The organism is Lentzea sp. NPDC004782, from assembly GCF_040609115.1.
Taxonomy (GTDB): domain Bacteria; phylum Actinomycetota; class Actinomycetes; order Mycobacteriales; family Pseudonocardiaceae; genus Lentzea.
This window is the reverse complement of record NZ_JBEXJN010000006.1, coordinates 24,186-47,875: the sequence shown is the minus strand read 5'-3', so window position 1 is coordinate 47,875 and position 23,690 is coordinate 24,186. Positions and strand designations below refer to the sequence as shown.

21 protein-coding genes, 2 tRNA genes and 1 other RNA gene are annotated in these 23,690 nt (G+C 68.1%); 10 read left to right on the top strand and 14 right to left on the bottom strand.

Annotated elements, in window-relative coordinates:
• Positions 1 to 5: 5 nt before the first annotated feature.
• From hrpB to ABZV40_RS07640, 4 genes are read left to right on the top strand one after another with little or no spacing between them, the layout of a single operon-like run.
• The gene (gene hrpB / locus ABZV40_RS07655) at positions 6 to 2,276 is read left to right on the top strand and encodes an ATP-dependent helicase HrpB (RefSeq protein ID WP_355437233.1); all 2,271 of its coding nucleotides are present in this window, start codon (positions 6 to 8) and stop codon (positions 2,274 to 2,276) included.
• Positions 2,273 to 3,841, top strand: a complete 1,569-nt coding sequence (locus ABZV40_RS07650; protein ID WP_355437231.1) for a GMC oxidoreductase — start codon at positions 2,273 to 2,275, stop codon at positions 3,839 to 3,841. The genes hrpB and ABZV40_RS07650 overlap by 4 nt, the downstream gene beginning before the upstream one ends.
• A gap of 25 nt (positions 3,842 to 3,866) precedes the next feature.
• Positions 3,867 to 4,949 (top strand): macrolide family glycosyltransferase, encoded by a 1,083-nt coding sequence (locus ABZV40_RS07645; RefSeq protein ID WP_355437229.1) that lies wholly within the window; start codon positions 3,867 to 3,869, stop codon positions 4,947 to 4,949.
• The gene (locus ABZV40_RS07640; protein WP_355437227.1) at positions 4,946 to 5,548 is read left to right on the top strand and encodes a hypothetical protein; all 603 of its coding nucleotides are present in this window, start codon (positions 4,946 to 4,948) and stop codon (positions 5,546 to 5,548) included. The genes ABZV40_RS07645 and ABZV40_RS07640 overlap by 4 nt, the downstream gene beginning before the upstream one ends.
• Here ABZV40_RS07640 and menC read toward each other — a convergent pair.
• From menC to ABZV40_RS07620, 4 genes are read right to left on the bottom strand one after another with little or no spacing between them, the layout of a single operon-like run.
• Positions 5,533 to 6,636, bottom strand: a complete 1,104-nt coding sequence (menC, locus tag ABZV40_RS07635) for an o-succinylbenzoate synthase (RefSeq protein WP_355437225.1) — start codon at positions 6,634 to 6,636, stop codon at positions 5,533 to 5,535. The two genes, ABZV40_RS07640 and menC, sit on opposite strands and share 16 nt — an antisense overlap.
• Entirely contained in the window at positions 6,633 to 7,340 is a 708-nt protein-coding gene (locus tag ABZV40_RS07630; RefSeq protein ID WP_355437223.1) for a hypothetical protein, read from the bottom strand. The genes menC and ABZV40_RS07630 overlap by 4 nt, the downstream gene beginning before the upstream one ends.
• Entirely contained in the window at positions 7,330 to 8,742 is a 1,413-nt protein-coding gene (locus ABZV40_RS07625) for an amino acid permease (RefSeq protein WP_355437222.1), read from the bottom strand. The genes ABZV40_RS07630 and ABZV40_RS07625 overlap by 11 nt, the downstream gene beginning before the upstream one ends.
• 25 nt (positions 8,743 to 8,767) lie before the next feature.
• Positions 8,768 to 9,715, bottom strand: coding sequence for a helix-turn-helix domain-containing protein (locus ABZV40_RS07620; RefSeq protein WP_355437220.1), 948 nt, complete (start codon positions 9,713 to 9,715; stop codon positions 8,768 to 8,770).
• Between the two features lie 53 nt (positions 9,716 to 9,768).
• Between ABZV40_RS07620 and ABZV40_RS07615 the strand changes: the two genes are divergently transcribed.
• Positions 9,769 to 10,755, top strand: coding sequence for a saccharopine dehydrogenase (locus ABZV40_RS07615; RefSeq protein WP_355437218.1), 987 nt, complete (start codon positions 9,769 to 9,771; stop codon positions 10,753 to 10,755).
• Positions 10,756 to 10,787: 32 nt separating this feature from the next.
• Here the strand turns inward: ABZV40_RS07615 and ssrA are convergent.
• Positions 10,788 to 11,160: a transfer-messenger RNA gene (gene ssrA, locus ABZV40_RS07610) on the bottom strand.
• Positions 11,161 to 11,290: 130 nt separating this feature from the next.
• Between ssrA and ABZV40_RS07605 the strand changes: the two genes are divergently transcribed.
• Both ABZV40_RS07605 and ABZV40_RS07600 read left to right on the top strand, forming a co-directional pair.
• The gene (locus ABZV40_RS07605) at positions 11,291 to 12,520 is read left to right on the top strand and encodes a sensor domain-containing protein (protein ID WP_355437216.1); all 1,230 of its coding nucleotides are present in this window, start codon (positions 11,291 to 11,293) and stop codon (positions 12,518 to 12,520) included.
• Positions 12,508 to 13,149 (top strand): response regulator transcription factor, encoded by a 642-nt coding sequence (locus ABZV40_RS07600; RefSeq protein WP_355437214.1) that lies wholly within the window; start codon positions 12,508 to 12,510, stop codon positions 13,147 to 13,149. Before ABZV40_RS07605 ends, ABZV40_RS07600 begins: the two co-directional genes overlap by 13 nt.
• 7 nt (positions 13,150 to 13,156) lie before the next feature.
• Here the strand turns inward: ABZV40_RS07600 and smpB are convergent, their stop codons facing one another.
• The 5 genes from smpB to ABZV40_RS07575 all read right to left on the bottom strand — a co-directional run bounded on the left by smpB (position 13,157) and on the right by ABZV40_RS07575 (position 17,217).
• A complete protein-coding gene (gene smpB, locus ABZV40_RS07595; protein WP_204764515.1) occupies positions 13,157 to 13,633 on the bottom strand; it encodes an SsrA-binding protein SmpB in 477 nt (158 codons plus the stop codon).
• Between the two features lie 30 nt (positions 13,634 to 13,663).
• Complete coding sequence (gene ftsX, locus ABZV40_RS07590) at positions 13,664 to 14,566, bottom strand: permease-like cell division protein FtsX (RefSeq protein ID WP_355437211.1); 903 nt, start codon at positions 14,564 to 14,566, stop codon at positions 13,664 to 13,666.
• Positions 14,567 to 14,605: 39 nt separating this feature from the next.
• Positions 14,606 to 15,295: a cell division ATP-binding protein FtsE gene (gene ftsE, locus ABZV40_RS07585; RefSeq protein ID WP_189255772.1), complete on the bottom strand. Its 690-nt coding sequence runs from the start codon at positions 15,293 to 15,295 to the stop codon at positions 14,606 to 14,608.
• Between the two features lie 247 nt (positions 15,296 to 15,542).
• A complete protein-coding gene (prfB, locus tag ABZV40_RS07580; protein WP_355437209.1) occupies positions 15,543 to 16,646 on the bottom strand; it encodes a peptide chain release factor 2 in 1,104 nt (367 codons plus the stop codon).
• A 70-nt stretch (positions 16,647 to 16,716) separates the two neighbouring features.
• On the bottom strand, positions 16,717 to 17,217 hold the full coding sequence (locus ABZV40_RS07575; protein ID WP_355437207.1) for a helix-turn-helix transcriptional regulator: 501 nt from the start codon (positions 17,215 to 17,217) through the stop codon (positions 16,717 to 16,719).
• A 388-nt stretch (positions 17,218 to 17,605) separates the two neighbouring features.
• On the opposite strand from ABZV40_RS07575, the gene ABZV40_RS07570 reads away from it, so the two are divergent.
• Positions 17,606 to 17,806: a hypothetical protein gene (locus ABZV40_RS07570; protein ID WP_030470381.1), complete on the top strand. Its 201-nt coding sequence runs from the start codon at positions 17,606 to 17,608 to the stop codon at positions 17,804 to 17,806.
• Positions 17,807 to 17,890: 84 nt separating this feature from the next.
• Here the strand turns inward: ABZV40_RS07570 and ABZV40_RS07565 are convergent.
• The 3 genes from ABZV40_RS07565 to ABZV40_RS07555 form a co-directional block, all read right to left on the bottom strand.
• Positions 17,891 to 17,964 (bottom strand) — tRNA-Met (locus ABZV40_RS07565).
• 256 nt (positions 17,965 to 18,220) lie between these two features.
• Positions 18,221 to 18,294 (bottom strand) — tRNA-Met (locus tag ABZV40_RS07560).
• 53 nt (positions 18,295 to 18,347) lie between these two features.
• The gene (locus tag ABZV40_RS07555; protein ID WP_355437205.1) at positions 18,348 to 21,353 is read right to left on the bottom strand and encodes a UPF0182 family protein; all 3,006 of its coding nucleotides are present in this window, start codon (positions 21,351 to 21,353) and stop codon (positions 18,348 to 18,350) included.
• Between the two features lie 94 nt (positions 21,354 to 21,447).
• Here ABZV40_RS07555 and ABZV40_RS07550 point away from each other — a divergent pair, with 94 nt between their 5' ends.
• A complete protein-coding gene (locus ABZV40_RS07550; protein WP_355437203.1) occupies positions 21,448 to 21,987 on the top strand; it encodes a PPA1309 family protein in 540 nt (179 codons plus the stop codon).
• Between the two features lie 365 nt (positions 21,988 to 22,352).
• Complete coding sequence (locus ABZV40_RS07545) at positions 22,353 to 22,586, top strand: hypothetical protein (RefSeq protein ID WP_355437201.1); 234 nt, start codon at positions 22,353 to 22,355, stop codon at positions 22,584 to 22,586.
• Here the strand turns inward: ABZV40_RS07545 and ABZV40_RS07540 are convergent, their stop codons facing one another.
• On the bottom strand, positions 22,587 to 23,666 hold the full coding sequence (locus ABZV40_RS07540; protein WP_355437199.1) for a PDZ domain-containing protein: 1,080 nt from the start codon (positions 23,664 to 23,666) through the stop codon (positions 22,587 to 22,589).
• Positions 23,667 to 23,690: the final 24 nt, after the last annotated feature.

Here is a 23,690-nt window from a genome sequence, read left to right as displayed (position 1 = left end):
GCGATGTGCACCTGCCTGATCTCCCGGTGAAGTCGGTCCTGCCGGAACTGCTCAGAACCCTCGACGACCGCGGTTCGGCCGTGCTCGTGGCCCCACCGGGCACCGGCAAGACGACGCTCGTCCCGCTCGCGCTTCCCGGCAAGGTCGTCGTCGCCGAGCCTCGCCGCATCGCCGCCCGCGCCGCCGCCGCACGCATGGCGAGCCTCCTGGGCGAACCGGTCGGCCACACCGTCGGCTACTCGGTCCGGGGCGACCGCAAGACGAGCAAGCACACCCGCATCGAGGTCGTGACCAGCGGACTCCTGGTCCGCCGGCTCCAACACGACCAGGAGCTCAAGGGCGTCGACACGGTCCTGCTCGACGAGTGCCACGAACGCCACCTCGACGCCGACCTGCTCCTCACGCTCCTGCTGGACGCCAGAGCAGGCCTGCGCCCGGACCTCAGGCTCCTCGCCACGAGCGCGACCGTTGCCGCACAACGACTCTCCGACCTGCTCGGCGACGCCCCGGTCCTGCACACCGAGTCGCGCATGTACCCGACGGAGATCACCTACGTCCCACCGGTGCGCAACGAGCACATCGAGAACACCGTCGCCAGGGCGATCAACAAGGCCTTGTCCGAAGTGGACGGAGACGTGCTCGCGTTCCTGCCCGGCGTCAAGGAGATCAACCGGACCGCGCGGCTGCTCGACGCGGAGACGGTCGTCCTGCACGGTCAGCTCACCGCACAGACCCAGGACGCCGCGCTGAAACCGGGCGACCGCCAACGCGTGGTGCTCGCGACCAGCATCGCCGAGTCCAGCCTGACCGTCCCCGGTGTGCGAGCGGTCGTGGACGCGGGTCTGGCCCGCGTGCCCAGGGTCGACCACCGCCGAGGTCTGGCCGGGCTCACCACCATCCGCGTCTCCCAGGCCGTCGCCGACCAACGGGCGGGCCGAGCCGGACGTGAAGCCCCCGGCCGCGTCTACCGCTGCTGGCCCGAGCACGAGCACTCGACGCTCCCCCGCTATCCGGAACCGGAGATCAGAACCGCCGACCTGACCAGGCTCGCCCTCGAACTTGCGGTGTGGGGCACTCCGGACGGCAGCGGCCTGAGCTGGTGGGACGCCCCGCCGGAGGGGGCGCTCAAGGCCGCCCGGGAGACCCTGAACGCGATCGGCGCCCTGGACCCGGACCGCCGCGACCGCATCGCGAACGTCGGCCTGCACCCTCGGCTGGGCCGAGCCCTGATCGACGGCAGCGAGCTGGCGGGCAACCGCACCGCAGCCGAGGTCGTGGCACTGCTCGACGACAGCGCCCACCCCAGCACGACGGACCTGGCGACCGCGTTGAAGTCACCGGGAAAGTGGCGCAAAGAAGCCAAGAAGCTCGAAAAACTGGGTACGAACCCGCACGGCAACGGCGATCCGGCACTCGTCGTCGCGCTCGCCTACCCGGAACGGCTGGCGAAGCGCCGGTCCAAGAACAGCAACGTCTACCTGATGGCCAACGGCACGGCCGTCGAGCACACCGACTCGCACGCCCAGTGGCTGGCGGTCGCGATCGCCGACCGCGAACCGGGCAGCAAGCACGGCCGCATCCGCCTCGCCGCCCCCGCCGACGAGGAGCTCGCGGTCACCGCCGCCAGTGCCCTCGTGCACACCGAGGACGACATCCGCTGGAACGGCGACGTGATCGCGAACGAGGTCCGCAAGCTGGGCGCGATCACCCTCGACGAACGCCCGCTGGGCGACCTCGCCAAGTCGCAGCAGGCACTGCGCCTCGGCCTCGAAACCGAAGGCCTCGGCCTGCTCAAGTGGACCGATGCCGCCAAACGCCTGCGCGAACGCATGGCGTTCCTGCACCGGACCCGCGGCTGGCCGAGCGTCGACGACGAGCACCTGGTCCGCGCGATCGACCTCGGCAAGGCAAAGAAGCGCTCGGACCTGGCCAAGATCGACACGGTCGCGCTGCTGCGGAGCCTGCTGCCGTGGCCGGAAGCGGCGGAGTTCGACCAGCTCGCCCCGGAACGCATCGGTCAGGGCAAGGTCGACTACACGCAGGACCAGCCGGTCCTCTCCGTCCGCATCCAGGACGCCATGAAGTGGGCCGACACGCCGCAGATCGCGGGAGTTCCGGTGGTCGTGCACCTGCTCTCCCCGGCGGGCCGTCCCACCGCCGTGACCAGCGATCTCAGGTCTTTCTGGCGCAACGGCTACCTGCGGGTGCGCAGTGAGCTGAAGGGCAGGTATCCCAAGCACCACTGGCCCGAACGGCCCTACAGTAAGGGCACATGAGGGGTTTTCAGGTATCTCGCCGCGGCTTCCTGGGGATGGCGGCGCTGGGCATGACCACGATCGGCACGGCAAGAGCGGAAACCGACCACTCAGAAGCCGTCGTCGTCGGAACCGGCTACGGCGCAGCGGTCGCGGCACTGCGACTGGGCCGAAAAGGCATCAGGACCACGATGCTGGAGATGGGTCAGCGCTGGAACCAACCGGGTCCGGACGGCAAGGTCTTCTGCTCGATGCTCAACCCGGACCGCCGCGCGATGTGGTTCAAGGACCGCACCGAGGCACCGCTGGAGACCCTGCTGGGCCTGCCGATCGTGAACCGCCCGATCCAGCGCCACGCCGGTGTGCTCGACAAGGTCCACTTCGAGGAGATGGCGGTCTACCTCGGCCGCGGCGTCGGCGGCGGAAGCCTGGTCAACGGAGGCATGGCCGTCACCCCGAAGCGCGAGTACTTCGAGGAGGTCCTGCCGCAGGTCGACGCCGACGAGATGTACGACAGGTTCTTCCCGCTGGCCGACAAGACGCTGCGGGTCAACACGATCCGCAGCGCGTTCCTGGAGTCGACGAGCTGGTACCAGTACGCCCGCACCGCACGCCGTCAGGCCGCGAACGCGGGCTTCGGCACCCAGGTCATCCCGAACGTCTACGACTTCGCGTACATGGAAGCGGAAGCCCGCGGCACCGCACCGAAGTCGGCACTGGCCGGCGAGGTCATCTACGGCAACAACCACGGCAAGATGAGCCTGGACAAGACCTATCTCGCCGACGCGCTGGCCACCGGCAACGTCACGATAAAGCCGCTGCACCAGGTCAAACGCATCCGTCAGCAGCCGGACGCGACCTACCTGCTCACCGTCGAGCAGCGCGACCCGTTCGGAAAGCTCCTGGCCACCAAGGAGATCGGCTGCCGCCACCTGTTCCTCGGCGCGGGCAGCCTCGGCACCACCGAACTGCTGCTGCGCGCCCGTGAGAACGGCGACCTGCCGGACCTCAGCGAGGAGATCGGCCGCGGCTGGGGCCCCAACGGCAACGTGATGACCGCACGCACGATGCTCGGCGGCATGCGGCAGTCCGGCATGCCGGTGCTCGCGATCGACGCCTGGCGGGACCGGCAGGTGTTCGCCGAGATCGCCCCGGTGCCCGCGGGCGTCGAAACCCTCGCCTCGCTCTACCTCGCGATCACCAGGAACCCCGAGCGCGGCACGTTCCACTACGACCGCGGCACCGACGGCATCACCCTCGACTGGCGGCGTGAGCAGATGAAACCGTCGATCCGCGCGGTGAAGGGCGTGTTCGACGAGGTGAACAGAACAAACCTCACGACATATCGCGCCGACCTGTTCGGAATCGGGAAAGTCTTCTCGGACGACTTCACCTATCACCCGCTGGGTGGTTGCCTCCTCGGCCGCGCCACCGACGAATACGGCCGGGTCAAAGGCTACAAGAACCTCTACGTGACGGACGGTTCCCTGATCGGCGGTTCGATCGGCGCCAACCCGTTCGTGACGATCACGGCGCTGGCGGAACGGAACTTGAGTCGAATCACCGCGACGGATCTGAACCATTAGGAATCGAACAACGTTAGTCTCAGCTATGGCGCACATCGCGATCTTCCTCATGCCCGAGCGCGGACACCTCCTGCCCGCGCTCGGCCTGATCGCCGAGCTCGTGCGCCGCGGCCACCGCGTGAGCTGCCCGGTCCCGGACGCGTTCACCGCGCCCGTGACCGAGTGCGGCGCGACAGCGATCCCGTATGAGACAACGCTTCCCGGCGTGCTGCCCGAGTCCCTCTACACGGCCGCGCAGCTCGCGCTCGTCGAGGCCGAGTCGATGCTGCCGCAGCTGGAGGACAGGTTCCGGCAGGACCCGCCCGCCGTGGTGCTGTGGGACATCGCGGCCTGGGCCGGCGGGGTGATCGCCCGCAGGCTCGACGTGCCGAGCGTGTTGCTGGAGAGCTTCCTGACCAGCAACACGCACTGGTCGCTCGGCGCGTCGGTGATGCCCGCGCGCACGTTCGACACCGACGCGATCCGGTTCTTCACCAGGGTGCAGGAGTTCCTCGGCGGCTCGCTGCCGGAGTTCGTCTCGGGCGCGCGGCGCCGGATCGCCTTGTTCGCCAGGGAGTTCCAGCCGGAGGGCGACACGTTCGACGAGCGGTACGTGTTCACCGGCCCGTGCCTGACCGAACGCCGGTTCCAGGGCACGTGGACACCACCAGGCGACACACCCGTGGTGCTCGCGACGATCGACGCGCAGACGTGCGCCGACGCGGCGCGTGGAATGCCGTGGCACCTGGTCGCGAAGGGCGAGGTCGCGAACCCAGCACCGAACGTCGAGGCGCACGAGGAGGTCCCGCAGCTCGCCGTGCTGGAGCACGCCGGCGTGTTCATCACGCACGGCGGCCTCTGCGGCGTGATGGAGGCGTTGCACCACGGCGTTCCCATGATCGTCGTGCCGCGCATGACCGACCAGCGCCTCAACGGCCAGCGCGTCGAGGAGCTCGGGCTCGGCGTCGTGCTCGACCGCGTCACGGTGGAGGGCGTGCGTTCGCTGGTCGGTCAGCTGACCTCGGATTCGGCGATCTCGGCTCGGGTGAAGGACATGCGGCGGATGATTCACCAGTCAGGCGGCAGCGCGCTCGCCGCGGACGTGGTGGAGGAGGAACTGGCGCGGTGAAACAGATCTGGGGCGACGCGGTCCGCGCCCTCGGCGGCACACCGGACGCCGGTGACCTGGTCGAGCGCTACGCCGAACCGCATCGTGCCTACCACAACACGGTCCACGTGGCGTCCGTCGTCCGCGACTCGTGGGCGCTGGCCGACGCGTTCGCGTTCACGCCGGAAGAACGCGCGGTGCTCACCTTGGCCGCCTGCGCGCACGACGTGATCTACAACGGCAAACCGGGTGACGACGAACGCGCGTCCGCGGCCTGGGCACGGGAACACCTGACAGGGCTGGAAGAAGGGCACATCGCGCGCGTGGAGTCGTTGGTGATGGCCACGATCACGCACTCGTCCGACGACCCGCTCGCACACGTGCTGCTCGACGCCGACCTCGCCGTCCTCGGTTCCGAACCTGCGGACTACGACCGCTACAGCCGCGCCGTGCGCCGGGAGTACGCGCAGTACAGCAACGAACAATGGCGCGCGGGCCGCGCGCACGTGCTAAGAACCCTGCTCGACCGCGAGGCCCTGTTCGTGACCGAGCCCGCACGGCAGCTGTGGGACGCCGCCGCGCGGATGAACCTCGCCCGCGAGCTTCAGTCCTTGGCGTAAAGCACGCGCGTCGCCGTGGTGAACCGCTTGAGCGTCTCCGGGATCGGGTCGACGCCGATGCCCGGCCCGGTCGGCACGTGCATGAAGCCGTCCCTGAGCTCGAACGGTTCGGTGACGTCCTCCGCGAAGTACCGGCGGGACGCCGACACGTCACCCGGCAGCACGAACCCGGGCAACGCGGCCAGCGCCAGGTTCGGCCCGCGCCCGACGCCGGTCTCCAGCATGCCGCCGCACCACACCGGAATCCCGTGCGCGACCGCGACGTCGTGGATCCTGCGGGCCTCCAGGTAACCGCCGACCCGTGCGGGCTTGATGTTGATGACCCGGCAGGCGTCCAGCGCGATCGCCGTGGCCGCGTCCTTGGCCGACGTGATCGACTCGTCGAGGCAGATCGGCGTGCGGACGCGCTGGGCGAGCAGCGCGTGCCCGCGGATGTCGTCCTCCTCCAACGGCTGTTCCATCAGCAGCAGGTCGAACTCGTCGAGGCGGCGCAGGTGTTCGGCGTCGGCCAGGGTGTACGCGGTGTTCGCGTCGACCTGCAGCAGGACGTCACCGAACCGTTCGCGCACGGCCCGCACGGGTTCGACGTCCCAGCCCGGCTCGATCTTGAGCTTGATCCGCGCGTAGCCCTCGGCCAGGTAACCCTCGACGTCGCTGATCAGCTCGGGGATCGAGTTCTTGATCCCGACCGAGACCCCGGCCGGCACCCGGTCCGCGGTGGCGCCGAGGAACGTGCCGATCGGCATGCCGTACGACCGCAGCTCCGCGTCCAGGATCGCGGTCTCCAGCGCGGCCTTCGCGAGCTCGTGCCCCTTGATCGCGTGCGTCCGCGGCTGCACCTCGGCGGCCGTGACCTCGGGCGTCACCCGCGGCACGAGGTGCTGGTCCAGCACGAGTTCCGCGGCACCGACGAACTCCGAGCAGTACAGCGGTGCCGGGTCGGCCGCGAACTCCGACCAGCCCTCGGCCGAGTCGGTGACCACCCGCAGCAGGAACGTGTCCTTGGTCGTCATCGTCCCGAACGACGTGCGGAACGGCGACACCAGCGGAATCGCGACGTGCAGCAGCTCAACCCGTTCGATCTTCACCGGCGCTCCAACTCGTACCAGCCCTCGCGCGACATCGACGTCGCCGCGCAACCCCGTTCGAAGGCGTCGACGAACACGCCTCGCACCGCCTGCCGCCACTGCTTCGCGAGCTCGGCGGACTCCTTGCGCACCCGCACGATGTCGCGCGGCACCCGGCACCAGATCCGCTCGCCGTCCGTGCGCGCCAACGGTTCCCCGTCCGGCGCCGTCGAGATGACCTCACCGGCGGGCACCGATTCGCGTGCCTCACGCGTGCCCGTGAGGTCCCACTGAACGGTGAGCCGATCGCTCTCGTCGCCGTCGTTCACGCCGTCACGCATCGGCCCGTAGAAGTCCACCGTGTACTCGGTGGCCACCGCACCGAGCTTGACCAGGTTGAACCGGGCGTTGCGCGACACCAGCGGGTCGTAGGTCCACCGCATCGACCTGGCGCCGAGCCCGACCGCCCAGTCCTTCTGCGCGAGCTTCAACGGGTACCCGACACCGGGACGCGCCGCCGCGATCATCGAGTACACCGACCCGTCCGGGCAGAAGAGCCCCGTCGTGGCACCGACCAGCTCGTCGCCGTCGAACGCCCCGATGGTCGCGCCGCCCGCGTGCCGCAGGCAGTGCAGCGTCTCCGTGGACAGCACGTCCTCGGTCGTCTCCCAGACCTCGGCGTAGTAGGCGGCGACACGGGCGATCCCGGGAACGTCACTGATCACTCGGAACCGCAAGGCGTGCCTTCCTGATGCTGTAACCGAAGTAGATGCCGAACCCGAGCACCATCCAGACGATGAACGCGATCCACGACGGCAGCCCGAGGCTGAACATCATGTAGATGCAGAACGCCAGCCCCAGCAGCGGCGTGACCGGCGAGAACGGCACCCGGAAGCTGCGCTGCCGGTCCGGTTCGGTGCGGCGCAGGATGATCACCGCGATGTTGACGAGACCGAACGCGAACAGCGTCCCGATGCTGGTCACGTCGGCCAGCGAGCCCAACGACACGAACGCGGCGAGGACCGCGATGAAGGAGCCGACGACCACCGTGTTCACGAACGGCACGCCGGTCCTCGGGCTGAGCTTCGCGAACACCGACGGCACCAGTCCGTCGCGGGACATCGCGTACAGGATGCGCGTCTGTCCGTAGAGGACGGTCAGCACCACGGAGGCCGTCGCCACCACCGCACCGATCGACAGCAGGATCGGCCAGATGTCACCGCTCACGTTCTCGGTCAGCACCCGGCTCAGCGCGGCCTCCGAGCCCTCGAACGACGGCCACGGCATCGCGCCGACCGCGGCCAGCGCGACCGCGCAGTACAGGGCCGTGATGACGACCAGCGACAGGATGATCGCGCGCGGCAGGTCGCGCTGCGGGTTCTTGGCCTCCTCACCGGCCGTCGACGCGGCGTCGAACCCGATGTAGGAGAAGAACAACGTGGCCGCACCGGCGCTCATCCCGGCCAGCCCCAACGGGAACAGCGGCTGCAGGTTGCCCGCCTTGAACGCGGTGAACGCGACCGCGCAGAACATCAGCAGCGAGCCGACCTTCACCCACACCAGGATCGTGTTCGTGCGCGCACTGCCCTTGGAACCACCGAGCAGCACCAGCATCGAGAGCACCACGACCAGCACGGCCGGGATGTTGACGATCCCGCCCGCACTCGGCGGCTGGCTCAGCACGTCCGGAATCCTGAGCCCTGTCACCAGGTGCAGCAGCTCGTTGATGTACTGCCCCCACCCGACGGCGACCGCCGCCACCGAAACCCCGTACTCCAGCACGAGACACCAGCCGCACACCCACGCGACGATCTCGCCGAGCGTGGCATAAGCGTAGGAGTACGACGAGCCGGACGCGGGGATCAGGCCCGCGAGCTCGGCGTACGACAGCGCGGAGAACAACGCGGTGATGCCGGCGAGCACGAACGACACGACGACGGCGGGACCGGCCTTCGGCACCGCCTGCCCCAGCACGACGAAGATGCCGGTGCCCAGCGTGGCACCGATGCTGATCATCGTGAGATGCCCGACACCCATGGTGCGCTTCATCTCGCTGCCGGGGTGGGTCAGCTGGTCGATCGGCTTGCGCCGCAACACCCGCGCCCCGACGCGCTGTTCGTTGCTCATCAGGACAACCTAACCGGTGAGTCAGTTATCGGCGGCCACCAACCGGGCGGAACGTGCGGCGATATGTGTCCGGCGGCACACCGACCGTTCGGTGGAAGTGCCGGCGCAACGTCGTGGCGGTGCCCATGCCGGACGCCTCGGCGATCTGGTCCACGCTGCCGTCAGTCATCTCCAGCAATTCCTGGGCGCGCCGGATCCGCTGGACGTGCAGCCACTGCAACGGTGTGGTGCCCGTCACCGCCTTGAAGAGCCGGGCGAGATGCCGTGAGCTCATGTTCGCCTGACGCGCCAGGTCCTCGACCGTCAACGCCTGGTCGAGCCGCTTGCCGACCCAGTCGAACAGCTCGGTCAGCGGATGCCCTTCCTCGGACGGCACCGGCGCGAGCACGAACTGCGCCTGCCCGCCGTCCCGATGCGGCGGCACGACGAGCCGGCGCGCCGCGGTGTTGGCCGTCGCCGCGCCGCGGTCGCCGCGGATCAGGTGCAGACTCAGGTCGATCGCCGCCGCCTTGCCCGCACTGGTCAGCACCTGACCGTTGTCGACGTACAGCACGTCCGGGTCGACCTCGACCCGCGGATACCGCTCGGCCAGCACGTCGGTGTGCGCCCAGTGCGTCGTCGCCCTGAGCCCGTCGAGCACCCCCGCCTCCGCCAGCACGAACGCCCCGGTGCACAGCGACACGATCCGCGCACCCTTCTCATGAGCTGCCCGGACCGCTTGGACGAGCTCCAAGTCAATCGGCTCGTCGACGTCCGCGATGGCCGGAACGATCACCGTGTCAGCCCGTTCGAGCCGGTCAAGGGCCAAATCGGGCTCCATCGTGAACCGCCCGACGCGCACCGACCCGGCACCGCAGATCTTGACCTCGTAATCCAACTGCGGAGCAGTGAAGATCTCGTACGTGGCAGCCAGCTCGAAGTGAAGCATCCCCTCCGCCACAGCAAACGCAAGCATGTCCGAAACTGTACGCATCACGTCATTCCAGACACTAGTGCACTCTCAGCCCCACGACTTCAATGCTCCCCATGGGACACAAGATCGCGGTATACGGCGCCTCCGGCACAACCGGCCGCTTCGTCGTGGCAGAACTGCAAAAACGCGGCTTCGAACCCCAACCGTTCGGCCGAGCCCAGGCAACGCCCGACACCCCCACCGCCCTGGACCGAGCTCTCACCGGCGCGGCCGCAGTGATCAACACGGCGGGCCCGTTCGCCGTGACAGCCGCCCCGCTCATCTCCGCAGCCGAACGCGCGGGCATCCCGTACGTGGACGTGGCCGCCGAAATCGAGGCCAACGCCGACACCCTCGCCCGCAACACCACGATCCCGGTAGTGCCCGCAATGGCGTTCTTCGGCGGCCTGGCCGACCTGCTGGTCACCGCAACCATGGCCGACTGGCCCACCGCCGATTCAGCCCACATCGCCTACGGCCTCAGCAACTGGCAACCCACCCCAGGCACGCTGAGCGCCGGCGCCGTCTCCCACGCCCGCCGAAACGGCCAACGCGTCCGCTTCCACAACGGCGAACTGCAGTACCACTCCGACCCACCGCAGACCCTGCAATGGGAGTTCCCGAGCGGCCCCCGCGAGGTGATCGCCGAGTTCTCAATGGCCGACATCGTCACAATCCCCAGCCACCTGCACATCCCATCGGTGACCTCCTACATGTCCACCGCAGCAGCCAACGGCCTGAGCAAGGCAGCCAAGCGACAGGAGCCAGAAACCTTCGAGGTGGACGTCCGCGTCCGCCGAGGCAACGAGGAACGCCGCACAACCGCCACCGGCCGCGACATCTACGCAGTAAGCGCACCGCTGGCCGTCGAGGCGGTAGAACGCCTGCTCACCGGCCGCTACAACATCACCGGCACAGCCTCAGCAGGCGCAATGTTCAACGCCGCCGGCTTCCTAGCCGAGCTGGCAACCCAGGGGCGAAGCCCCGAAGGGGGGTCCGGGGCACAGCCCCGGCTGGGGGTCTGGGGGCTTGGCCCCCAGACAACACCCGGAACGAGCTAGGCGAGCGCTCTCCGCGAGCACACCTCGCCCACGAGTGGAGGTGCCGGGAATCGAACCCGGGTCCTGTGGCGGCTCATCAGGGCTTCTCCGTGCGCAGTTCGCTTCGCCTCTGCTTGACCCCACCAGTCACGCGAACGAGCTGGTGTGACGGGCCCAGTCGCTGTGAGTTTCCCGAACAGTCCCCGCGACCGGGACTGCTGGTAAGCCCTCTAGCTGATGCCGGACTCTAGGCCGAAGGCACTCCTAGGCCGACAGTGTCGCTACTCGCCTCAGGCGGCGAGAGCGTACACGCGCTTGTCGTTAGACGTGGCGCTTATTGGTTTGCGATGACGCTTGCGGTGGTCTCTCGCCTGCACCGGCACGCTTCCCCTGAATCAACGTCCACAGTCGAAACCGTTCACCCCCTTGTAGTGGTACGCATAGCATAACGACCGGGGCCAACCAGTTCTTCCCGAGGCAGGTAGGGCTGTCCCCACCAAGGACCGCCTGGCTAGCCTGATGGTCCCTGACCAGCGGGAACGACACCATGGACGGCATGAGGAAACCGAACGCGCTCGCAGCCGGGTTCTACCTGTTGACCAACCTGGTGACCGGCATCTTCTGGTTCACCCTCTCCGTGGTGCTGATCGTGGTCGGGTTCGCGACGTCGGTTCTGTGGGTCGGTCTGCCGATCCTGTGGCTCGCGATGAACGTGGTGCGCGGCGGCGCGACGATGGAGCGGGCGTGGGTCGGGGCGGCGTTGCGCACGGACGTCCCCAGGCCGTACCGGGAGAAGCCGACGGGCACGCTCTGGCAGCGGTGGAAGCACCAGTTCACCGATCCTGCGACCTGGCGCGACTTCGGTTATCTGGCGCTCCTGCTGCCGGTGGGCGCTCTGGAGTTCGCCGCGGTGGTCGCGATGATCGCGATCGTGGGCGCGTTCGTCGTGGTGCCGCTCTGGATCGGTGAGGCGCCGTTCGCGATCGTCGTCGGTGAGTTCTGGACCATCGACTCGTTCTTCTCCGCTTTGCCGTTGACGGCCATCGGGCTGGCTTTGATCCCGTTCGCGCTGATGGGTGTCAGGGCGCTGGGCTCGTTGCACGGCAGGATGGCGCGCAACATGCTCGGACCCACGCGGGCCCACGAACTGGCGATCGAGGCGGAACGGCTGCAGTCCAGCCGGGCGCGGGGTGTGGAGGCGGCCGAGGCGGAGCGCCGGCGCATCGAACGCGACCTGCACGACGGCGCGCAGCAACGACTTGTCGCGGTGGCGATGGGCCTGGGCCGGGCCAAGTCCAAAATGGACACGGATCCGGAGGGTGCGGCCGCGCTCATCGCCGAGGCGCACGCGGACGCGAAGCTCGCCATCAAGGAGCTGCGCGACCTGGCCCGCGGCATCTACCCGTCCGTGCTGGGTGACCGAGGCCTCGACGCGGCTCTCTCCGCGCTGGCCGCGCGCGTCCCGATCGAGGTCGACCTCCAGGTGGACGTCGACCCGCGCCCACCGACAGCGGTCGAGAGCGCCGCGTACTTCACCGTCGGCGAGGCGCTCACGAACATCACCAAGCACTCGAACGCCACCAGGGCGACCGTGAAGGTCAACCGGGTCGAGGAGGGTGTGCTGGTGGAGGTCACCGACAACGGTCAGGGCGGCGCGGAGCTGAAGCCGGGCGGCGGGCTCGCCGGGCTGGCCGACCGCGCTGCCACGATCGACGGTGTGGTTGTCGTCTTCAGCCCCGTTGGCGGGCCGACCGTGATTCGAGCGGAGTTGCCGTGCGCGTGGTGATCGCCGAGGACTCGGTGCTGCTCAGGGAGGGCGTGCAGCGGCTGCTCGCCGACGAGGGCATCGACACCGTTGCCGCCGTGGAGAACGGCGACGACCTGCTCGACGCCGTGACCGAGCACCAGCCGGACCTGTGCGTGGTGGACGTGCGGATGCCTCCGACGTTCACCGACGAGGGCCTGCGCGCCGCCATCGAGGCCCGCCGCCGGCATCCGGGACTGCCGGTGCTGGTGCTCTCGCAGTACGTCGAGGAGCGCTACGCCGTGGAACTCCTCGCGGGCGGTGCGAGCGGCGTCGGCTACCTGCTCAAGGAGCGGGTAGCGGACGTGAAGGAGTTCGTCGACGCGGTGCGACGGGTCGCCGACGGCGGCACCAGCATCGACCACGAGGTGATCACGCAGCTCATGGTGCGCAGCAAGAAGAGCCCGGTCGACTCGTTGACGCCGCGCGAACGCGAGGTGCTGGGGCTGATGGCACAGGGACTGTCCAACACCGCCATCGCCGCCACTCTCGTGGTGTCCGACGGCGCCGTGGAGAAGCACGTCGGCAACATCTTCGCCAAGCTCGGCCTGGAGCCGTCGAACTCCGAGCACCGCCGTGTGCGGGCGGTGCTCGCCTACCTCGACAGCTGAAGCAGGGTCAGTAACGGCCCTTCAGCGCCCGTCCGTGCGCCCGCGCGATCTCCCGGTTGGCGTCCCGCTTGGCGATGTCCTGACGCTTGTCGTAGGCCTTCTTGCCCTTGGCGAGGGCGATCTCGACCTTGACGTAGCCGTCCTTGAAGTACATCTGCAGCGGGATGAGCGACAGACCGGACTCCTTGGTCTTGCCGATCAGCCGCTCGATCTCGTGCTTGTGCAGCAGCAGCTTGCGCTTGCGCCGGACGTCGTGGTTCGTCCACGTCCCCGCGACGTACTCCGGGATGTGCAGCGCGTGCAACCAGATCTCGCCGTCGTCGACCTGGGCGAAGGCGTCCACGAGGGACGCCCGTCCCATGCGCAGGCTCTTCACCTCGGTGCCGACGAGCTGAATGCCCGCCTCATAGGTGTCCAGAATGGTCCAGTCGTGCCGAGCCTTGCGGTTCGACGCGATGGCCTTCTGCCCGCGTTCCTTGACCATGACGACAACTCTACGTGGTCAGCACAACCGTTAAAGCCGCACGTAGAGACGCAGTGTCACGTAGCCCGTCGTGGCCGAGATGACGATCGCGACGAGGAACAGCCACGGTGACACGATCAGGATGTCCAGGTACCCGATCGGCGGGATGATGCCCGACTCGGTGAGGTTCCTGGTGATCCGGTCGAGGAAGAAGGCCTTGAACAGCACCAGGCCGGCGACCGCGGAGACCGCGCCGATGATGCCCGCGACGACCGCCTCGATGAGGAACGGCAGCTGCGTGTACCACCGGGTCGCACCGACCAGGCGCATGATGCCGACCTCGACCCGGCGGGTGAACGCCGACACCTGGATGGTGTTCGAGATCAGCAGCAACGCGGCGAACGCCTGGATGAGCGCGAGGATCAGGGCGACGTCGCGCAGGCCGTTGAGGCCCTCGAAGAACCGCTCGAGGAACTTGCCCTGGTCGTCGACGCCCTTGACGCCCGGCTTGCCCTCGAAGGCCTTCTTGATGACGTCGGTGCGGTCCGGGTCCGTCAGCTTGATGCGGAACGTCGCCGGGATGGCCTCGGGACGCGCGAGCTTGAGCAGCTCGGGCTGCGCCTCGAAGATCCGCTTGAAGCGCTCGAAGCCCTCGTCGCGGTTCTGGTACACGACCGACTCGACGCCGGAGGTCGCCTCGAGGTTGGAGCGCAGGCCAGCACACGGCTGCTGGGTGCAGTCCTTGTCGTTGGCGCTGACGTCGTTGGTCAGCAGCACGGAGACCTCGAGCTTGCCCGCGTAGTTGGCCTGCATCTTGTCGACCATGCGGACGACGAGCAGGCCACCGCCGAGCAGCCCGAGCGAGATGGCGGTCGTGAGGATCATCGCGATCGTCATCGTGACGTTCCGGCGAAGTCCGGTGACGACCTCGCTGAACACGAAGCTGGTACGCATCGGGGGCGGGGTTCCTTGGGGGTCGGGGGTTAGGAGTGTTTAACGGCCGACGCCGTAAACACCGCGCGCGTCATCACGAACGACCTTGCCGTACGCCAGCTCCACCACACGACGGCGCATCGAGTCGACGATGCCGTGGTCGTGGGTGGCCATGATGACCGTCGTGCCGGTGCGGTTGATCCGCTCCAGCAGCAACATGATGTCCTGGCTCGTGTCGGGGTCCAGGTTTCCGGTCGGCTCGTCGGCGATCAGCACCAGCGGCCTGTTCACGAACGCACGGGCGATCGCGACGCGCTGCTGCTCACCACCGGACAGCTCGGTCGGGAACCGGTCCTCCTTGCCGTCGAGGCCCACCAGCTGCAGCACCTCCGGCACCACCTTGACGATGGTGTTGCGAGGCTTGCCGATGACCTCCAGCGCGAAGGCCACGTTCTCGGCGACCGTCTTCGTCGGCAGCAGGCGGAAGTCCTGGAACACGCAGCCGATGGACTGACGCAGGCGGGGGACCCTGCGCCGCGACATCTTGGCGACGTCGAAGTTGGACACGTAGACGCGTCCCCGAGTCGGCACCTCTTCGCGCAGCAGCAAGCGCAAGAACGTCGACTTACCGGACCCGGAGGGCCCGATCAGGAACACGAACTCACCCTTGTCCACCTCGACGGACACGTCGTCGAGCGCGGGACGCGTGGAGGTCTTGTAGACCTTGGAAACGTGTTCGAGGCGAATCACGAGGCGCGAGTCTACCCATGGGTCGGGTAAAGCCCCCGTTCCGGTTAACTTCCAGCACCGGAAGGGCGGTCCGAACCATCCACACGGCGTGGTCGGACCGGCACATCCGGTTGACGAAAAGCGCACGTTCGGGCCACCGTGCGGCCGAACGTGCGCTTCACCTCAGATCAAATCCGGGACCCGGGATGTACCCGGGGGACACGCGGCACGAGGAATCGCCGGCACGCCTCTCCCCGAGCCCAGCCGACTACGCCTGCTGGGTCTGCTTGCGCCACCGGATGCCGGCCTCGAGGAAGTCGTCGATCTCCCCGTCCAGCACCGCGGACGGGTTGCCGACCTCGTGTTCGGTCCGCAGGTCCTTGACCATCTGGTACGGGTGCAGCACGTAGGAGCGCATCTGGTTGCCCCAGCTGGACCCGGAGTCCTTCAGCGCGTCCAGTTTCGCCTGCTCCTCCTGCCGGCGGCGCTCGAGCAGCTTGGCCTGCAGGACGGCCATGGCGGTCGCCTTGTTCTGCAGCTGCGAACGCTCGTTCTGGCAGGACACCACGATGCCGGTCGGGATGTGCGTGAGGCGCACTGCCGAGTCGGTCGTGTTGACGCCCTGGCCACCGGGGCCGGACGAGCGGTAGACGTCGACGCGCAGGTCCTTCTCGTCGATCTCGACGTGGTCGGTCTGCTCGACGACGGGCACGACCTCGACGCCGGCGAACGACGTCTGGCGGCGGCCCTGGTTGTCGAACGGCGAGATGCGCACGAGGCGGTGCGTGCCCTGCTCGACGCTCAGCGTGCCGTAGGCGTACGGGGCGGTGACGCGGAACGTCGCGGACTTGATGCCCGCCTCTTCCGCGTAGGACGTGTCGAACACGTCGACGCCGTAGCCGTGGCGCTCGGCCCAGCGCGAGTACATGCGCAGCAGCATCTCGGCGAAGTCCGCGGCGTCGACGCCACCGGCCTCGGCACGGATGGTGACCAGCGCGTTGCGCTCGTCGTACTCGCCGGACAGCAGCGTGCGGACCTCCAGCGACGCGATCTCCTCGCGCAGCTTGGCGCGGTCGTTGTCGGCGTCGGCCCGGGCGTCGGCGTCCTCGGCCTCCTCCGCGAGCTCGTAGAGCAGCGGGAGGTCGTCGAGGCGTTCACGCAGACCGGTGACACGGCGCAGCTCGCCCTGCTTGTGCGACAGCTGGCTGGTGACCTTCTGCGCCTTCTCCTGGTCGTCCCAGAGGTCCGGGCGCGCGGCCTGCTCCTCCAAGTCCGCGACCTGGGCGCGCAGGCCATCGAGGTCCATCACCGCCTCGATGCTGGAAAGGGTGGCGGAGAGGTCCTTGATGTCTGCTTCGACGTCCGGGTTCACGGCAAAAGATTACGCCAGCACCGGTCGTCGGTCGCGACCGGTGCTTCGCTGGCGCCCTCTTCTGCGCGCTTTACGCGGTCGGGATCGCGTCGAGCAGCTTGAGAACGGCCTTCGCGTGAGCGAGACCGAACTCGGCCACCGCCTTGGCGTAGGGGTCCTCCGCAGTCTTGGCCGCAGTCTTCGCGCTCTCCTGCTCCTGACCGTACGTCGAGCGCGCGGTCGTGATCAGGGCCTCGCGCTGCTTCGCGGTCAGCGAGCCGGCGTGCACCAGGCGCAGGATGAGCGGGCTGCGCAGGTGGTCCGGGCCGGGCTCGGACAGCAGCCAGTTCTTGAAGGCCTTCTTGCCCGCCGCGGTGAGCACGTACTGCTGGCTGGACCGCGGTCCTTGCTTGCCGAGACGCAGCAGGCCCTGGTCGGCCAGCGCGGGCAGCTCGCGGTACACCTGGCTGCGGGTGACGCTGAAGAACGCGCCGAAGCGGTCTCCTGCCTCCGCAACCAACTGGCCACCGGTCTTGGGTCCGTCGTGCAGCAGCCCGAGCAGGGCGGCTGCGGTCGCATTCAGGTCTGACACAACGACAACGTTCCCACGTCTGGGGGAAGCTGTCCACAATGGTCAGCCGTTCTGTCCACAGTGGCTGATCACCGGGCTAGTCTGATGGGCCATGCGGAGCAACGAAAAGTCTCGCTGAGTAAGCGGCAGTTTCCGCGCCTCACGCGTTTGGCCGCTTGACCGTCCGTGTCCATCCCGGATGGAAAAACCCTTCCGCAGAAACGAAAGTCCCTCGATCTCACTCGATCGGCGGTACGGCTCTCACGGGCCGGAGCCACCCGAATGGACGGACGTGAGCCTTCGTCGCACGACCTGGTGATGTCCGCGCGGACCTCTTTCCCGCGCCTGCACAACCGGGAAAATGATCATTGCCCAGGCAGGCGGACGACACCCACGGAGGTCGGGGACGATGAACATCAAGTGGCTGGATCACAAGAAGGTGGCGGCGCACACGGTGGCGTGGATGACCGGAGGCATCCCGGAGCAGGCCGGCAAGGACGAGTGCATGGTGTGCGGCAAGCAGATCCGCAAGCACCGCACGGTCAACGGCGAGGGCCGGATCTGCTCCAGCATGCTGTGCGCCCAGTACTGGGCGGAGAACATGACCTGAACCACACCGGCCCCAGAGGGGCATGTCACGGTGACCTTGAATGAACAGAAGGCCGGAACCTGATGGTTCCGGCCTTCTGACAAGTAGCGGGGACAGGATTTGAACCTGCGACCTCTGGGTTATGAGCCCAGCGAGCTACCGAGCTGCTCCACCCCGCGCCGCTTAGAACTTGTCTTGCTGTTGTAGGTAGAACTATACACCCCGCCAAAACCCAGTTTTCACCACCCCCTCCGAACCCTCGCCAACCACCATCCTCGCAGGTCACCGCACGAGCTGGATGCTGCCGAAGCCGAAGGCGAGGCAGCCGGGGGTCCGGGGGCTTGCCCCCGGGGTGGGGTTTGGGGACTCCGCCCCCAATGTGAAATGCGAAAAAGCCCTGTCTGCGTTCTCCGCAGACAGGGCTCTCCCACTTTGTAGCGGGGACAGGATTTGAACCTGCGACCTCTGGGTTATGAGCCCAGCGAGCTACCGAGCTGCTCCACCCCGCGTCGGTATGAATAGAACCTTACGCGGGGGGAGCAGCTGAATGCAAATCGGCCGGTCAGCCCGACGGAGTGGGGCTGGGAGCCACCGACGACTGGCCCGTCGTCGGCGGCGAGGCGGCCCCGGTGTTGTACTGCTTGAACCGCTTCGTCGCGTCGTCCAGGCGCTGGTACGCCTGGCCGAGCGCGGCGAAGTCACCGCTCGACTGCGCCTTCTTGATGTCGGACAGCGCCGAGTCGATGTCGTTGACCGCCTTCTGCAGGTCGGGGCTCAGCGTCCCGTTGGTCGGCGGTGTCGTCGACGGCGGCGTGGAGGTCTGGCCGTTGCCGTTGTTGTTGCCGTTCTGCGGCGGCACGACCGCCCCGGTGCCGCTCAGCACCTGTTCCAGCGCCTCGCCCAGCGTCGACGCGTAGCCGACCCGGTCGCCGTACCAGACGAGGACCTTGGACAGCTGCGGGTACGAGGTGTTGTTGGACGCGCGCTCGATGTAGACGGGTTCGACGTAGAGCAGCGCGCCACCCACCGGGAGGGTGAGCAGGTTGCCGTAGACGACGGTCGTCTTCTGCTGCGCCAGCAGGTTGAGCTCGCGGCTGACGTTGTCCGACGTGAGGAACTGCGTCTGGATCTGCTGCGGGCCCTTGGCGTCGGTGTTGAGCTGGAGCACGCTGATCTTGCCGTAGTTGTCCGGGTCGGATCCCACTGACACGTAGGCCGCCATGAACTCCCGGTTCTCGCGGACGAGCGGGCTGGTCAGCTGGAAGCGGACCTTGCTCGGCTCGCTCGGGTCACCGGCGAGGACGTAGAACGGCGGCTGGGCGTCCCTGCGCTTGCTCGCCGCGTCCTGCTGGGCCTGCGCCGTGGTCACGTTGTCGATCGTCGGGTCCTGCGGCGCCGCCCAGTAGGAGACACCCGAGTAGAAGTCCGACGGGGACTGCACGTGGTACTTGGACAGGATCTGCCGCTGCACCTTGAACAGGTCCTCCGGGTAGCGGAAGTGCCGGCGCAGCTCCTCGGAGACCTCGCCGGCCGACTTGACCGTGCCCGGGAAGACGCCCATCCACGCCTTGAGGACCGGGTCCTTCTCGTCGATCGCGTACAGGCTCACCGTGCCGTCGTAGGCGTCCACAGTGGCCTTGACCGAGTTGCGGATGTAGTTGATGGGCTTGTTGGCCTGCCCGGCGACCACGCCGTCCGCGGTGAGCGAGTCGTTCGTGGCGTCGCTGAGCTGGGTGCGCTGCGCGTACGGGTAGTTGTCGAGCGTGGTGTAACCGTCGACGATCCACGTGATGCGGCCGTTGACGACGGCCGGGTACGGGTCGCTGTCCACGGTCAGCCACGGCGCCACGGCCTGCACGCGGTCGCGCGGCGTGCGCTTGAACAGGATCTTCGAGTCGTCCGCGATCGACTGGTTGAACAGGATGTTCCGCTCGCCGTAGTAGGCGGCGAACGCCAGCTTGTTGAACAGGTTGCCGATCGGGACGCCACCGGCACCGGTGTACGTGTAGGACTTCGAGTCCGTGTCGTACTCCGCCGCCGAGCCCTGCGGCCTGCCGCCGACGATCGAGTAGTCGTTCACGCCGAACAGCTCGCCGTAGTACGTGCGCGGCTGGTCGACCCGGATGCCGTTCTCGGCGTTGCGGATCGTGCCGTCCGGCGCGACCTCACCGGTCTTGAAGTCCGGGTAACCGCCGTTGGTCTGGTCGGCGTCGGCGTTCACCTTGTTCGCCTCGGCGTAGACGAAGCCGTTGCCGTGCGTGTAGATGAGGTGCTGGTTGATCCAGTCGCGCTGCCCCTGCGGCAGGCTGTCGAGCTTGAGCTCGCGAACCGCGACGATGTAGTCGCGCAGTTTGTCGTCCACTTTGTACCGGTCGACGTCGAGCTTGGTCGGGAACCCGTAGAACGGGCGCAGCTGCGTGAACTGCGTGAAGGTCCGCGACAGCACGGCCGGGTCGAGCAGCCGGATGTTGCCCAGCGTCGCCGCGTCGTTGGTCTTGATCTGGTCGTTGGTGACGGTCTGCTTGCCCTCGTACGGCTTCGTCGAGACCTTGTCGTCGGTCAGCCCGAACGACTGCCTCGTCGCCGCGAGGTTGCGCTTGATCGACTCAGCTTCCTTCTGGATGGCGTTCGGCTTGACCGAGAACTGCTCCAGCACCGCGGGCCACGCGGCGCCGACGAGCACGCTCGACAGCACCAGCAGGACGGTCGCGATGGCGGGCAGCTGCACGTTGCGCATGAACGCCCCGGCGAAGAACGCGACCGCGCAGAACACCGCGATGCACAGCAGGATCAGCTTGGCCGGCAGCACCGCGTTGAGGTCGGTGTAGCTGGCGCCGACGAACTTCTCGTTCTCGTGCAACAGCAACTCGTACCGGTCGAAGAAGTACGCGACCGCCTTCAGCAGCACGAACGTGCCGGCGACCAGAACGAGGTGCAGCCGAGCCGGGCCGGAGAGCTGACCACCGCGACCGGCCAGCCGGATGCCGCCGAACAGGTAGTGCGCGATCACCGAGCCGATGAACGACACCGCGGTCGTGATGAACAGCCACGACAGCAGCCACTCGTAGAACGGCAGCTCGAACGCGTAGAAGCCGATGTCGTGCCCGAACTGCGGGTCCGTGACGCCGAACGGCTGGGCGTTGAGGAAGAGCTGGACCTGCTGCCAGTCCGCCTGCGCCGACGCACCCGCGATCAGACCGATGAACACCGGGATGCCGATGGCGAACAACCGCATCCGACGCATCACGACGGTGCGGTAGCGGGCAACCGGGTCATCGGGCCCGGACACCGGCACGAACACCGGCCGCGACCGGTACGCGAGGTACAGGTTGAGGGCGACGACGCCGCCGACCACGACCCCTGCGGCCAGGAACAGCCCCAGCCTGGTGAGCAGCACTGTGCTGTAGACGTTGCGGAAATTCACCTCGCCGAACCACAGCCAGTTCACGTAGGTGTCGAGCAACCGCGATCCCGTGATGAGACCGAACAGCAGCACAACACCTACGATGAGCAGGATTCGGCTGCGTCGGGACAGTTTCGGCAGTCCGACTGGAGGCCGTGTGGCCACGAGGCACGCTCCTGGATCGCGGAATTTCAATACGTACGTTTAGTCCAACTCTACGGACGACGCCCCGGGTTCCCGTGAAGCCGACGGTCTTACGATGACACGCGTGTCAGCGAGTGAAACGCCAGCGGTCATCCTCCCGACGGTCGCCCGCGAGGTAGAGGAGTTCGTAGCGGCAGGCGGCTGGGAGCAGCCCCCGCAACTCTTCGCCCTCGTGGCCACCTCAGACCTGATCGCCCAGCAACCGGAGCTGCGGGCCCAGCTGGACCCGGAGTCGTCCCCGCTGACGCCGATCGCCCAGGACGCGCTGGAAGGCGACCTGGGCGACGCGCTGGCCGGCATCGAGTGGCCCCCGGCCGTCACCGGCTGCGCGCTGGCCCAGGAGATCGTCGTCCTGCCCCCGGAGGCCGAGACCGAGCTGAGCCACGGCGACCTCGACGACGAGGCGGCCCGCAAGTTCGCCGCCGAACACCCCGCCCGCCGCGAGGCGCGCCTGGTGGCCGCGGTGCTGCGCGACGGCTCCGTCTCCTGCGTGCTGCGGCTGCGCGGAACGGTCGAGGTGCCGGAGGAGGTCGTCGAGCACCCCGAGCTCGCGCCCAACCTCACCGACGCCCTGCTCGCCACGCTGCGGCCCTAGTCGTCACGCCTCCAGGCTGGCACAACCCCGGCACCTGATCACGCCGGGGTTGTGCTCTCCCGTGTTCGCGGTCAGCGGACTCCCGTCGGCCGGCGTCACGCCGGGCTCGCGCTCGGACGGCTCCGGCACTCTCAGCCGATCTTGTCGGACCCCCTGAGTACGTTGAGATGTAGGGGTTCCCAGGCCTGGGGTACGCCTGCGAAAGCGCGCGCTCGTGTCCATGACAGGCCATCGGTCCGTCAGTCGGCCTCGTGCCGCTGACAGGCTTAGCGCTGACGACCGTCGCTTGAAGAGGCAGAACAGCGGTCCGTGGCGGTCGGCGAGCACGCGCCCTCGACCGGCCCATCCGCCGCAGGTCCGACTTCGTGGCCTTGACCGGGGACGGTGCGACGACAGTCGCGTTCGACCACGCCGAACCGTCCTTCAAGCCGCAGCGGACCTGGATCGGCATCGTGATCGCGCTCGTCGACATCAACCTCTTCATGCTGCAGCCGCCGGAAGAACCACCCCGACCGCGGGGGCGACTTCGGCTCGCGCTGCGAGATGCGCCAATTCGCCACCTGGACGGCCGGCCTCCAGCCGTCCAGACCGCGAGCTGATCAGCAGCTGGGCGTGTCCTTGCCGGCGTTGAGCGCCTCCAGCGACGACACCGCGTCCTTGAGGTTCTCGACCTTGATCAGCTTGAGCCCTTCCGGGGCCTGCTGCTTGGCGTCCTGGCAGTTCGCCGCCGGCACCAGGAACGTCGTCGCGCCCGCTTCCTTGGCGGCGACCATCTTGAACGCGATGCCGCCGATCGGCTTGACCGTGCCGTCGCCGGTGATCTCGCCGGTGCCCGCGATGGCCTTGCCGCCGTTGAGCTCTCCGGGTGTCAGCTTGTCGACGATCGCCAGCGCGAAGATCAGGCCGGCGGACGGGCCGCCCACGTCGGAAAGGCTGATCTTGATCTTGAACGGCACGTCGGCGCGGTCGACCGGCGAGATGCCGATGAAGCCCGCCGGGCGGCCGTCGTCGCGGGTGCCGAGGGTGATCTGGGTCGACTTCGAGGTGCCGTCCTTCTCGAAGGCCACCTCGATGCGGTCACCCGGCTTGGTGTTCTCCAGTGCGGCGCTCACGTCGGCCGAGCTCTGCACCTGCTTGCCGTTGACCGAGATGATGCGGGCGCCGAGCGGGATCACGTTCTCCGCGGGACTGCCCTTGGTCACCTGGTTCGCGATCACCTTGCCCGGATAGCCGAGGTAGTGCAGCGCGGCGACCTCCGCGGAGGTCTGGGACTCGCTGAACGCGAGCTCGTTGTTCTTCTGCACCTCCTCCTCGGACTCGCCGGGCTTGAAGAACTCCTCGCGCGGCGCGAGGGCGTAGCGGCCGGACAGCCACAGGCCGAGTGCGCCGAAGAGCGACACGTCGTCGGTGAGCGAGACCGTTGTCATGCGCAGGGTTCCGCCGGTGGGGAACGTGTTCTGGCCGTCCACCGAGACCACGTCGGTGTCCTTGACCTTGCCGAGCACGTCGTAGGTCGGGCCGGGCCCCAGCGCGACGTACGGGACTCTGGCGAAACCGCCGAGCAGTCCGAGTGCCGCCACCACTAGGAAGCTGATGATCAGCGTCCACGTCCGGCGGGTCAGTCCGCGCTCCCTCGGCGGGGGCGCGGGCAGGGGTGCGGTCGTGACGGTTTCACTCACGGCTGAACAGCGTACGACCATGTG

Excerpts from the sequence above, each read along its gene's own strand:
- ABZV40_RS07650 (WP_355437231.1), top strand. The coding sequence starts at position 2,273 with ATGAGGGGTTTTCAGGTATCTCGCCGCGGCTTCCTGGGGATGGCGGCG.
- ABZV40_RS07645 (WP_355437229.1), top strand. The coding sequence starts at position 3,867 with ATGGCGCACATCGCGATCTTCCTCATGCCCGAGCGCGGACACCTCCTG.
- ABZV40_RS07625 (WP_355437222.1), bottom strand. The coding sequence starts at position 8,742 with ATGAGCAACGAACAGCGCGTCGGGGCGCGGGTGTTGCGGCGCAAGCCG.
- ABZV40_RS07620 (WP_355437220.1), bottom strand. The coding sequence starts at position 9,715 with ATGCGTACAGTTTCGGACATGCTTGCGTTTGCTGTGGCGGAGGGGATG.
- ABZV40_RS07615 (WP_355437218.1), top strand. The coding sequence starts at position 9,769 with ATGGGACACAAGATCGCGGTATACGGCGCCTCCGGCACAACCGGCCGC.
- ABZV40_RS07605 (WP_355437216.1), top strand. The coding sequence starts at position 11,291 with ATGAGGAAACCGAACGCGCTCGCAGCCGGGTTCTACCTGTTGACCAAC.
- smpB (WP_204764515.1), bottom strand. The coding sequence starts at position 13,633 with ATGGTCAAGGAACGCGGGCAGAAGGCCATCGCGTCGAACCGCAAGGCT.
- ftsX (WP_355437211.1), bottom strand. The coding sequence starts at position 14,566 with ATGCGTACCAGCTTCGTGTTCAGCGAGGTCGTCACCGGACTTCGCCGG.
- ABZV40_RS07570 (WP_030470381.1), top strand. The coding sequence starts at position 17,606 with ATGAACATCAAGTGGCTGGATCACAAGAAGGTGGCGGCGCACACGGTG.
- ABZV40_RS07550 (WP_355437203.1), top strand. The coding sequence starts at position 21,448 with ATGACACGCGTGTCAGCGAGTGAAACGCCAGCGGTCATCCTCCCGACG.